This is a genomic window from bacterium, from assembly GCA_035370465.1.
In the GTDB taxonomy this organism is placed as follows: domain Bacteria; phylum Ratteibacteria; class UBA8468; order B48-G9; family JAFGKM01; genus JAGGVW01.
In genome coordinates, this window is record DAOOVW010000043.1 from 1 (window position 1) to 12,743 (window position 12,743).

Here is a 12,743-nt window from a genome sequence, read left to right on the forward strand (position 1 = left end):
CCTTCCTTTATCAAAGGAAGGGATGGATTTTATATTAAATCTTCCCTTGCCCCCTTTGTCAAAGTGGGAAATATCCCCCCTCATCCCCACCCTCGGGCGTAGCCCTACGGGCGAGCCTTCTCCCCGATGGGGAGAAGGATGAAATTCCTCTCTATCCCCGTTGTGCTTGGAAATCCCCTAAATCCCCTCTATCTCCCCTTTAATAAAGGGGAGAATAAGCACCAACTCTGCCCTGCTAATCCCTGCAACTTTTGTCGGTAGCAGTTGTGCTATCTGGGAGACGATAACGCACCAACTCTGCTTTGCTACCCTTTGCTTCCTTAGTCGGTTTGTTAAAGGGGAGAATTAAAAAGGGGGAACAAAAAGAAAAAATTTATAAATTTTTATTTTAATTCCTGCCTCAATGTAGTTATCAACTTTTCCATATCACCTTCTATTATGTCATTAAGGTTATAAAGAGTCAAATTTATTCTGTGGTCAGTAAGACGATTTTGAGGGAAATTGTAAGTTCTTATTTTTTCACTTCTTTCCCCTGTTTTAATTTGTTTTTTCCTTTCTTCGTCTATTTTACTTTTTTTCTCTTCTTCGTAAATTTTTTGTAATCTTGCTTTTAAAATTTTCATTGCCTTACTTTTATTTTTAAACTGAGACCTTTCGTCCTGACAACTTGCAGAAATACCGGTTGGTATATAAGTTATTCTCACAGCAGAAGATGTTTTGTTGACATGCTGTCCTCCATGACCTGAGGCGCGAAATGTCTCAATTTTCAAATCATTAGGGTCAATTTTAATTTCTCCTTCTTCTATTTCGGGAAAAACAGATACAGTTGCCGCTGAGGTGTGAATTCTTCCATAATTTTCTGTTTCAGGTATTCTTTGGACCCTATGAACCCCACTTTCATATTTGAAATCACCATATGCACCATTCCCAGTAACAAGAAAAATAATTTCTTTTATGCCACCTAACTCTGTCTTATTTAAAGAAAGAACTTCAATTTTATAATTTTTCTTTTCGCAGAATTTAGAATACATTCTAAAAAGGTCTCTGGCAAAAAGGTATGCTTCTTCTCCCCCAACTCCTCCTCTTATTTCAATTATAGTATTTTTTTTATTCTGGGCTTTTTCTGGGGAAAGATATTCTTCAATTTTTGTTTCTATTTCTTCCTTCTCTTTTTTTAGCTTCTCTATTTCCTCTTCTACCAGAACTTTTAACTCCTGCTCATCATTTTCAACAATACTTTCTGTTTCTTTAATTTTTTCTTTAAGTATATCCAATTGCCTCTTGTATTTTAAAATTTCTTCAAGTTCTCCTACTTTTTTTATTGCAGCAATATATTTTTTATCACCAACTTTCGCATTAGAAATAATCGACTGATTCTTTTTATACTCCTCTTCCAATTCCTTTAATTTTTCACTTACTTTCATATTTCTTTTTAAACTTCTCCACTCTACCAGCACTATCAACAAATTTCTGTTTTCCTGTAAAATATGGATGGCAATTTGAACATATATCAACTTTTATATCTTTTTTAGTTGACATTGTCTTAACAACACTTCCACAAACACAGGTAATTGTTGCTTCTTCATATTTTGGATGTATTTTTTCTCTCATTTTCTTCCTCCTCCTTAATAAATTCGACAAAATCATCTTTTGTTAAAGGTTTATCTACCATTATTCCTTCACTGCTAAAATACTCTATTTCTTTCCCATCAATAAGAAGTTTAACTTTTTTAACATCAGGAAATTGAGTAGCAGTAAAAACAATCTGGGCTAATCTTGTTTCCATCAAAGAAGTCCCTCCTCCCTGCTCTATTTCTTCGGAAAAATCAATATAAACAGTATCTCCATTTCTTTCTACTTTATGAAGTTTTACACCTTCGGGTAAAGTTGTTGAAATGCCTATCCTTTCTTCCTTTTCAGTTGGACCAATTAATAAATTCTCTATAAGAACCTCTATTTTTTTTTCAACGCTGCTTCCTAATGGAAGTTTCCTTTCCACTTTCACTAAATAAGTATCCTCTGTATCACTTTTCACAAAATATACATATCCACCTTTAAATTTTTTCCCGATTTTAATAAATCCAAGTACACAAATTAAAAAAACAAAAATAATAAGTAATAAAATTAAAATAATTTTTTCGCTTTTTTCCATAATACAATTATATTCTTGAAGGAGAAAAAAGTCAATCTTTATAAGTATTCAGAAAAGAGTATTATATTAATGCACAATTCTCCTAACCCGTTGTATTTGTTAAATTCCCCTTCATCCCTCTTTGTTAAATGGGAGACATTTGTCTCCTTCCTTTATCAAAGGAAGGTGGGGATGGATTTTATTAAACTCACATCATTCCCGTTGTGCTATCTGGTAGACGATAATGCACCAACTCTGCTTTGCTACTCCCCGCTACTTTAGTCGGTTTTTCAAATCTCCCCCTCATCCCTACCTTCTCCCCGTTGGGGAGAAGGATGAAATCTCCCTATATCCTCTCTGCCACAAATCACGACGGACAGATGCTTTTTCAAAGGGGGAATGGGGAAATTTTGTCTTTGTTTTTATCTTATCACAAGGTTCCATCGGACTACTTGCCATTTCTTTAAGCAACATAAGTTGATTGAAAATTATGCTTTAAAAACATTTTTCTTTTTATCTTTGTAGACATTTCTTGTGTCAACTATAACTGGTAAAATTTTTGAAAGTAATTCATAATCAATATTTGAATGGTCAGTAACAACAATTCCTGCATTATATTTTTTTAAAATAGAAGAAGAAAAAGAAATTGATTTTATAGCATGAGGAAATTGTCTTGTTTTCTTTACTTCTTTAACATAGGGGTCATAATAATCAACTTTTTTAAAACCCTTCTCTTTTAATATTTTTAAAATTTTAATAGTAGGAGATTCCCTGATATCATCAACATCTTTTTTATATGCAATTCCAATTAAAAGAATTTTACCTTCTTTTATTGAAATTCCTTTTTTGTTTAATGCTTCTATACATTTCTCAACTACATAATATGGCATTGATGTATTTATCTCTCCAGCAAGTTCAATAAACCTTGTAGAAAAATCATATTCTTTTGCTTTCCATGTTAAATAAAATGGGTCTATGGGAATACAATGACCTCCAAGCCCAGGACCAGGATAAAATGGCTGAAAACCAAATGGCTTTGTTTTTGCTGCCTCAATTACTTCCCATATGTTTATTCCCATTTTTTCAAATAACATTTTTAATTCATTGACAAGAGCAATATTAACTGCCCTATAGATATTTTCAAGTAATTTTGTTGCTTCTGCAACTTCTGTTGAAGAAACAGGAATAACTTTTTCGATAACATGAGAATAAAGAGATACACCAACTTTTGTGCAATTTTCAGTTATTCCTCCAACAACCTTTGGTATTTTTCTGCCTTCAAATGGATCTAATCCGGGATTTTCTCTTTCGGGTGAATAAATAAGAAAATAGTCATTTCCAACTTTTAAATTAGTTTTTTCAAATTTTGAATTAAAAATTTCCCTTGTTGTACTCGGATAAGTTGTTGATTCAAGAGAGATAATATGACCTTTTTTTATATTTTTATAAATATCAGATGAAACCTCTTCAAGATATTTAATATCTGGTTGTTTATATTTATCAAGTGGAGTTGGAACACATATAATTATTGCATCAACTTCTTTTACTTTTGTTATATCAGTAGTAGCAGTAAATCTTGACAGAACCTTTTTGATATATTCAGAAGGGATATGAGAAATGTAAGAAATCCCTTTATTTATTTTATTAACTTTTTCCTGGTCAGTATCAAAACCAACAACCTCAAACCCAACTCTTGCAAATCTTAAAACAACAGGTAGTCCCACATAACCAAGTCCTATAACTCCAATTTTTATTTCTTTTCTTTCTATCTTTTTTAAAATTTCTTTTATCATAATTTTCCCTTTATTATTTAATAAAAATTATATTACAACAAAAAACAAGGTTTTTAAAAATCCATCCCGACCTTCCCTCGGCCGTAGCCTGTAGGCTACAGCCTACGGGCGAGGCCTTTTTCAAAGGAAGGAGTATATCCCCTCTTTGAAAAAGAGGGGAAGGGGAGATTTTACTTTTAAAAAACTCTGTGCTTTATTGCTTCTTCCTTTAAATTCTCTCACTCTATATATTTGTGCCTTTCTGAGCAATTATAAATTTCCCCTTCTTCCAATGATATTAAATACTTTTCAACCTTACCTACTTTAAAAATCTTTTTAACTGCTTTTTCATATATATTAAGTTGTTTCATATACCTATTTGGATTTTTAATATTTAATTTATAATCATACACCTTACATTTCTTTTTTTCAATAATTACTTTATCAATTTTGCCTTCAAAAATTTGTTTTTTTTCTTTATAAACGAAAGGAACTTCTGATAGACCATTTTTATAAGTAATAATTTCTTTTATTTTATCATTATCACATATTTTTTTAAATATATCTTTTATTTTTTTATTATATTTATCCCAATCGTTTATTTTTTTCTTTAAATAAAATTCACATCTACCAGTAAAATTATTTTCAGAAAAAAGAATTTTATTATTTGATATTTCACTTAGTACTTTATGAATTACTTCTCCAAAAATCATATCAGATGTTTCTTCTGTTCTTTCTATCTGTTTTGTATAAGAAGTTAGTGGAGTAAATTTTATAGGTATTTCAATTTTTTCTTTTTTTATTTTTTCCTTTTCAATTTTTCTTGACTTTCTTGTTATTTCTTCTGCTTTATATTTTTCTTCAGTTTTTTCAATCATATTTACCCACAAATTTTTACTTTTTTGCCCAGAAATAAATAGATACTGAGAAGACCTTGTAAGAGCAACATAAAGTAATCTTTTTTCTTCTTCTTTTATTTCTCTCTTATATATATCTTTAAAATTCTCCTGGCTTTCAATATTTAAAGAATATTTATAAATACCTTTCTCCCTTATGTAAATAATTTCATCGTTCTTTCTGCTACTGCCACCATCTTCAATATTTATTAAAAAAACACACGGAAATTCAAGTCCTTTACTTCCGTGAATAGTATTAATCTTTACAGCGTTTTGATGAATTGAGAAAATATCTGCTTTTGGTTCCTCAGTTCTTTCTGAAATTTCTCTTAAATTCTGTGTTAATTGAAAAAGAGGCAATTTTTTTTGTTGGTTTAAAATCATTAAAAATTTCTCACAATTGGCTTTTTGTTGTCCATTTAATTTTTCCCATATATTTTTTTCTTTAAAGATATTTTCAATTATTTCAACAATATTGTATTGACCTAAATATTGCCTCAATTTTTCTATTTCTCTTTTATCCATATATAAAATGGAATTTTCTATGTTCCAGATAGAAAATTTATCTTCTGGGTCAACCAAAGCAAATAATAAAGAAGTAAGCATAATAATTTCTTCTTCCTGATAAAAACCAACACCACCAATAATAACATATGGAATACCAAAGTCAGAAAGATACCTTTCCAAATACTTAAAATATTTGCCTTTTCTTTGTCTTAAAAGAATAGCAATATCTTTAAACTCTATTGTTCTTTCTATATCATTTTCTATTACAGGAATTTTATTTTCTACTATTTCAATAATTTTTTGACATACCCACTTATACTCATTTTTCTTTTCCTCTTCATTTTTATTATCAAAAAGTTTTATTTCTATTTTTGATGGTAAATTAAACTTTTTCTCTGAAACAATAAGTTTCTGAATATTCCACGGACTTTCATTTTCAAACACATTATTAACAAAATCAATTATTTCCTTACTACTCCTATAATTCTCTGTTAAAACTTTTTCAGTCATATAGGCAGAAAGCACTTCCTTTGCATCGTCAAATAATTTACTTTCTGCTCCTCTAAATTTATAGATTGACTGCTTTCTATCTCCAACTATAATAATTCCAAAATTTTCTCCTCTATCAACTTTTGCTCCATAACCAGAAATCCATTCTTCAATCAGTTTTTTTACAATTTCAAATTGAAGAAGATTTGTATCCTGAAATTCATCAATAAAAATAAAGTTTATATTCTCATCAAAATCTTCAAGAACTACCAATGCATCTTGATTATCTCTTAATGTTTTATAAGTAAGTTTTTCAAGGTCATCAAAATCAAGATATGAAAATTCCTTTTTAAGAAAAAAATGTTGTGTTGAAATAATATTATAAAAAGAAGTTATTTTTTTTGTAATTTCTCCTTCTGGTTCTCCAAGAAAAATATGTGGATGTGCATTTAAGAAAGAAAACAGAACATTTTTGAAATGGTTTAATTTAAATTTCTTTGAAATTTCTGCAAAACTTTTTCTCCCACTTTTTGTATTTAATACTTTATAAATTGCCCTATTAAAAAGCACTCCACTTTCACCTTCCTGAATTATTTCAAAATAAGGGTCAATATCACTTAAAAAATAAAATCTTCTTAAAAGTGTTTGACAATATGAATGAATTGTTGATATTTGTAACTTAAATAAAACATTTTCAATTTCAACTTTTTCTTTTTCACTTAAATCGCTAAAAATTTCACCATAAAATTTCTTTAAAAATCTTTCCTTCATTTCAATTGCTGCTTTTTCTGAAAAAGTAATAGCAACAATTCTTTTTAAAATCTCTGGATTTCTATATTCCCTGTAAATAGAAAGCATTTCTTCTGTTATGTATCTGGTCTTTCCTGTTCCTGCTGATGCTTCTATTATATTGGCTATAAAAAATTTCTCTTTCATTTTGGACACTGGGTTTTAAATTCACAATAAAAACAGGATGGATTTTCTTCTGGTTGAAAATTTATTTTCCCTTTAATTATTTCATCAAAAATATTATTAAAATATTCATCCATTCTGTCAATATAGGTTAAATTATACTTTTTTTCTTCTTTGTTTTTGTCATCTTCTTTAAAAGAAAAATTCCATATTGCGCCATAAACATCTTTTTTTAAATTAAATTTATTTTTGAACATCCATATATATGCGGGAATCTGGATATTCTTATTTTTTTCAAAATCATTTTCTGTATAACTTGGGGGTAATGATGTTCCTGTTTTAATATCAATTATGTAAAGACCATCATTATTTTCTTCAATTCTATCAATTTTCCCTTTTAAAATATAAGTTGGTCCTTCATAAGGAATTTCAAATTCAAGTTCAAGAAGTTTATTTCCAATATGATTTACAATTATTTTTTTAAATTTTTCAACTACTTCTTTTGCCCTTATTTTCATTATATCTCTGTAAAACTCTGAAATTTCTGAATTTGTATAATTTTTTATTTCAGAAAAGAGTTGACTCTTAAATTGTTTGACAACATCTTCAATAAATTTACCTGACAAAATTTTCCCTTTATATATATTAAAAATATTTTCCATAATTGTATGAACCATTTTCCCCCATATTTCTGGAACTTCTTCAATTTCAGGAATTATATATGGTTTGATATTTTCCACATTTTTTAAATAAAACCTATACTTACATTTTAAAAATTCTTCAAGTGAAGTAACCCCAATTTCTATTTTCCCGTTTTTCAAATACTTTTCATAAAATTTCTCATTTGAAAAACCAAAATTAAAAATTTTTGTTTGAGAAGAATTTATTTCTTTTTCATAAATTGTTTTTTCATCAAAATTCATAAGAAAAATTGATTTCATCTGGTTTCTACCCTCAATTTTGGATGGATATGTAAATATAACTTTTTCATTTTCATTTAAAAGTCGGTGAATATCAAGTCGGTCTCTGGCAATTCTTAATTTATAATCAGAAATACCAATTTTACCTTTTAATTTATCAGGTAAAAATATCTCAAGCAATTTTGGAGCATTAGGAATATTTTCTTCTGTTGCCCCTGAAATAAAAGAAATTTTTTTCTCCATTCCTGTACTTTCAATTACTCCAGAAACCCTTAACCCATCTCCCCTGCTCTCTTCTATTTCTTTAAATTCTAAACATTTTTTCAGTATATTTAAAAATTGTGAAGAAGTTAGAGAAAAATCTCCTTTCATATATCCAAGAACTTCTTTAAATTTTCTTTCTATTTCACTGTTTTGTGGTTGCCAGCCCAATTTCTCCATAATTTTTAAAAGATTTTTCACCCAGTTATCCAGAGTATTTTCCCTTGCTTTTATAATTTCAACACACTCTTTGATAAGAAGAACAGCAGTGTTATTGCTTTTATAAAAATTTTCTTTTGTAAAACCAATTCCTTCATAATTATCTCTTGTATAGGATGAAAATTTTTTAAAATCTTCAAAGTTAATTTTCTTAAAATAGGGAGAAGATAAAACTCCCATGAGTGTTTTCCAATCATATGTCTGTATAAAAATTAGAATATCTAAAAGAGAAATAATAGATGGCTCATTATTTAATGTATAACCAGGGACCATTTCAGATGGAATTCCATATCTATTAAATATTCTTTCAATAGTATCTCTATAGCCCAACATATCAGGGCAGGTAATTGAAAAATCATCAATTGTCAAGGATTTGTTTTTTTTAAAATTTTCTGAAATTAACTTAACAATTCCTTTTATTTCTTCATCTTGAGATGGGAAATTATAACATTCAACCTCACTTTTGTTTTCCTCAGTTTCCATCTTAATTATCTCCCAATCAGTTATATTTTTAATAAAACTAAGTGTTTTATCAAGAATTAATTCTTTAACATCTGGTGAGACATTTTCATCATAAGAAAAAGAAAAAATAACATCAGGAAAATAATTTATAAGAGAAGAAAAGAAGTTTTTTTGAGAAGGTAAAATTTCGTAAAAGTTTTCTATTATCAATCTTTCCTTTTTAATTTGACTAATATATTTTTCACCTTCTTTATAAAGGTCATCTATATCAATTAAATTTTTTTCTTTTAGATAATTTTCATAAGTTCTTATTACATTAAAAGCAAATAATAAATCATTTTTATTCTTTTCAAATCTCCATGGATAATTATTTATTTCTTTTAAAATAATTTCATAGTCAGGAGTTATTTCAAAAGATGTTTTTAGGTCTTTTATTAAATTATTTATTCCTTCACCCATTCCTGCAATAGAAATATCCTGAAGTTTTCCTGCTTTATTTATAATTTTTAATATGATTGTAAATCTTTCCAATTCATCAACAATATCTTTTTCAGAATTTTCTTCTACTAATTGACAGGCAAGTGTTTTTATTGTTAAAATTTCTGGCAGTAAGTTTTTTTGGAGAAAATTAGAATATAATTTTTTAACTTCTTTTATTTTAGAAAAATTAGAATAAATTAAAATTGTTTTTTCTTCTTCCTTAATAAAATTTTTTAAAATATACTCTAATTTACCTCTATAAGAAAATGGGAATATAATTAACTTTTTCATTCTTTTATATTATAATTATTTTACTATTTCTTTAAATACAAACAAAATGAGAAAAAAAGAAAAAATCATTGGGAAAGTATGTTTTAGATTTATTGTTTATTATCTTTTTTTACAGGTCTATTATATTACATACTTTTTACCTACTATATATTATAAATATTGGGCTATTTTATGGGGTAATTTTGCATATCTAACTATGTCAAACAGCAAAAAAAGAATTATAATAAACCTTTCAATTGCATTTAAAGATAAACTTTCATACAAGGATAAGAAAAAAATTACAAAAGAATTTTTTTATCAGATTGTTTTAAATTTTATTGAACTGGTAAAAATCACAAAAATTCCTATGTCTGAATATGAAAAAATGATAGAAATTGAAGGAGAAGAAATTTTGAAAAAAGTTGTCGCAGAAAAAAAAGGTGTAGTCGCAGTATGCTGTCACCTCGGAAATTTTCCAGTAGTTCAGGCATATTTAGCAAAAAAGAATTATCCAATCAGTATGATTATAAGATATTCAAATAATATTTTTTTATCAAGATTTAATGACCGTCTTTTAAAAAAATTGAAAGTCCCCTTTGTATCAAAATGGGACTTGAAAGAAGCAATTGAATACTCAAAAAAATACCTTAAAAAAGGGGGAATTGTATGTTTCTATCTTGACCAGCACGATGGAAAGGGAGTAAAAGTTGATTTTTTTGGAGAAAAAGTTTTTACTCCAACAGGAGCAGCGGTCTTTGCAAGAAAATATAAATGTAATGTTATCGGAATTTTCACATATAGAACTAAAAAAAATAAACATAAAGTAATAATTGAAGGACCTTACAAAACCGAATATACAGCCAATACAAGAAGTGATATTGAAAATATGAGTGCATTTTTCATAAAAAGAGTTGAATATTATGTGGAAAAACACCCAGAACAGTGGTTCACATGGTTACATAGAAGATTCCGTTAAAAAATTTCCTTTAATATTTTTAATTATTTTTTCTCTTATTTCAGAAATAGGTGTTTTTTCTTGTCTTAAAACTTTTTCAATATAGGGAAGATATTTTTCAGCGGTCTTTTCTCCTTCTTTTACACAATATTGAAATTGAGAAAAATTATACCATTCAATACCTTCAAGTTCTATTTCAATTTTAAAATCAGCATAAATTTCTTCTAATATATCAGCATATTTACTTTTAATTTTACTTACCTGAACTAATGTGCTAAAAACATTTGAAGGTCTGTTCTTTAAAAGTGATGGTTCATTTTCAACACATATTATAATTTCACCACCAAGAATATAGTTTGATATAACTGGAATATTACTTGCAACTCCACCATCAATGAATTTTTTGCCATTTATTTCAACAAGTGTGAGCAGCCCAGGCATTGCACAAGAAGCAACAACAGCAGGAAATAATTTACCTCTGTTAAAAATAAAAATTTTACCTGTAAAATACTCAACTGCGACTATACCTAAATTTATTTTTGAATTTTCAATATATATTTCCTCATTAAAAATTTTTCTTACTTCCTCAATTACTTTTTCTGAATCAAAAAGTCCTGTTTTAAAACTATCACTAAAAAGAATATATAAATTTTTAAATCCATCTGTTATTTTTTCTGTTAGTCCTCTTTTCCTATGTCTGATAAAAATTTCTTCTATTTTTTTAATATTTCTATCATTTATAAACCTTTTAAAAAACTCTTCTAATTGCTTTGAGTCCTTTGTAAAAGAATATAAACTTCCAACCACTGAACCCATACTTACACCTGTAATTATATCAAATTCAATTCCTTCTCTTTCAAAAACCTTAATTACGCCAATTTGAGATAAACTTAATGCTCCACCACCACCGAGTGCAAGACCTATTTTCATAAAACCACCTTATAAACAATAAACATAAATATAGGTGTTAAAAGACCAACTGAAAGATTATCATCAACAGGTATTGGTAAAATCTCGAGAATAGCCGATAAAAAAACACCAGTAAAAAAAACTGGGTAAGGGATTTCTACAAAAAACAAAAGTAAAAAACCAATTGCTAAATTAAATAAAATTCCTCCAATTAAACCTTCTAATGTTTTGCCTTTGAAAATTTCTCTTTTTCCATATTTTTTTCCAATAATTCCACTTCCTGCATCTTCAAAAGTAAGGAAAAAAAGAGAATAAATTGCAATATCGTATGGGAAAAAAAGTAAAACAAGGAAATTTGAAATCATGAAATAAGTATCTCCTGTAAATCTACCTACTTTCTTTTTAAAAACCCCTCCATATTTTTCTGTCATCCATTTCCATACAGAAGGATTTTTCCACCTTTCAAATTCAAGAGCACCAAGCAAAGTAAGAAAAAATGTTGAAATTGCCAATGGTAAAAAAATATCCTTTGTAAGAATATAAAAAAAAGGAGCAATTGAACCCATTACAATTCTATAAATTTTTCTTTTCCACATTACCAATTTTTTTGCCTCTTATTTCTTTTATTATGTTTTTGTTTATAATTGCACCTGTTAAAATTAGAATCAAAGTAGAAATAAAATAATATATAAATTGCTCTTTATAAATAAAGAAAACAAACAACAAAAATATAAAGATACAACTTAAAAGGATTTTGGGAGAACGAGGATTTATTTTCTGAGCAGTAAACCATAAGATAATAACAAGGGGAAAAAGGGATGGCATTAGAGAGAGAATTACCCCTCCACTTGTTGCTGCTCCTTTACCTCCTTTAAATTTTAAAAAGACAGAATAACAATGTCCAATAATAGCAAAACATCCTATAATTGTTAGAAAAATTATATTTGTTTCTCCCCAGCACTTTCCAAGAAAAATAGGAAAAGCACCTTTAATAGTATCACAAAACCAAACCATTATTCCCCATTTTTTACTGACATTTCTTACAACATTAGCAGCCCCTGGATTACCATCTCCTATTTTTCTTATATCTTTACCAATTAGAAAATATGTAAAAAGAAAAGCGAAAGGAATACTTCCACATAAATAACTTATAAAAAACAAGAAAACAATTCTCATACAATAATTTTAAAACAAAAAAATATATTTTCAAAAAGTCTAATTTAGATATACTAAATCTGGATATACTCACTCGCACACGCAACTAAAAATTTACAGGCACAGCAGGAAGAGTGCATAAAGTTAAAGGTAAAAGCAAAAATTAAAAATTTCTATTCTTTTCTTATTTTTCAATTGGATATTTCCCCTCACGCTTTACTTTTTACTCTCTTAAAACTTTGTGTCTAACTTAACAATTTACACCGAGATCTAAGATATTATAAAACAGGAATTAAAGAGTGAAATTTCATGACTTTTCGTTTGGAAATTTATCAATAAGTGATTTGGTGTTTTCTCTTAAAATTTTCTTCTTTACTTCATCAGGTATATCAGAAAGTAAAATAG

General features: G+C 27.8%; 10 protein-coding genes. 1 reads left to right on the plus strand and 9 read right to left on the minus strand.

Annotated elements, in window-relative coordinates; genetic code table 11:
• Positions 1-383 precede the first annotated feature (383 nt).
• From prfA to PLW95_06370, 6 genes are all read right to left on the minus strand, one after another.
• A complete protein-coding gene (prfA, locus tag PLW95_06345) occupies positions 384-1,424 on the minus strand; it encodes a peptide chain release factor 1 (protein ID HOV22282.1) in 1,041 nt (346 codons plus the stop codon).
• Positions 1,411-1,611: a 50S ribosomal protein L31 gene (gene rpmE / locus PLW95_06350; GenBank protein ID HOV22283.1), complete on the minus strand. Its 201-nt coding sequence runs from the start codon at positions 1,609-1,611 to the stop codon at positions 1,411-1,413. The genes prfA and rpmE overlap by 14 nt, the downstream gene beginning before the upstream one ends.
• Entirely contained in the window at positions 1,583-2,152 is a 570-nt protein-coding gene (locus PLW95_06355) for a GerMN domain-containing protein (GenBank protein HOV22284.1), read from the minus strand. Before PLW95_06355 ends, rpmE begins: the two co-directional genes overlap by 29 nt.
• Positions 2,153-2,619: 467 nt before the next feature.
• On the minus strand, positions 2,620-3,924 hold the full coding sequence (locus PLW95_06360; GenBank protein HOV22285.1) for a nucleotide sugar dehydrogenase: 1,305 nt from the start codon (positions 3,922-3,924) through the stop codon (positions 2,620-2,622).
• Between the two features lie 218 nt (positions 3,925-4,142).
• Positions 4,143-6,731, minus strand: coding sequence for a UvrD-helicase domain-containing protein (locus tag PLW95_06365; GenBank protein ID HOV22286.1), 2,589 nt, complete (start codon positions 6,729-6,731; stop codon positions 4,143-4,145).
• The gene (locus PLW95_06370; GenBank protein HOV22287.1) at positions 6,728-9,340 is read right to left on the minus strand and encodes a PD-(D/E)XK nuclease family protein; all 2,613 of its coding nucleotides are present in this window, start codon (positions 9,338-9,340) and stop codon (positions 6,728-6,730) included. Before PLW95_06370 ends, PLW95_06365 begins: the two co-directional genes overlap by 4 nt.
• A gap of 46 nt (positions 9,341-9,386) precedes the next feature.
• Between PLW95_06370 and PLW95_06375 the strand changes: the two genes are divergently transcribed.
• Complete coding sequence (locus tag PLW95_06375) at positions 9,387-10,295, plus strand: hypothetical protein (protein ID HOV22288.1); 909 nt, start codon at positions 9,387-9,389, stop codon at positions 10,293-10,295.
• Here PLW95_06375 and PLW95_06380 read toward each other — a convergent pair.
• The 3 genes from PLW95_06380 to PLW95_06390 are packed head-to-tail and all read right to left on the minus strand — an operon-like array spanning position 10,275 to position 12,359.
• Positions 10,275-11,204 carry a patatin-like phospholipase family protein gene (locus tag PLW95_06380; protein ID HOV22289.1) on the minus strand — a complete coding sequence of 310 codons (930 nt, stop codon included), beginning with the start codon at positions 11,202-11,204 and terminating at the stop codon, positions 10,275-10,277. The genes PLW95_06375 and PLW95_06380 overlap by 21 nt on opposite strands.
• Entirely contained in the window at positions 11,201-11,779 is a 579-nt protein-coding gene (locus tag PLW95_06385; GenBank protein ID HOV22290.1) for a hypothetical protein, read from the minus strand. Before PLW95_06385 ends, PLW95_06380 begins: the two co-directional genes overlap by 4 nt.
• On the minus strand, positions 11,757-12,359 hold the full coding sequence (locus PLW95_06390; GenBank protein ID HOV22291.1) for a glycerol-3-phosphate acyltransferase: 603 nt from the start codon (positions 12,357-12,359) through the stop codon (positions 11,757-11,759). Before PLW95_06390 ends, PLW95_06385 begins: the two co-directional genes overlap by 23 nt.
• Between the last annotated feature and the right edge of the window lie 384 nt (positions 12,360-12,743).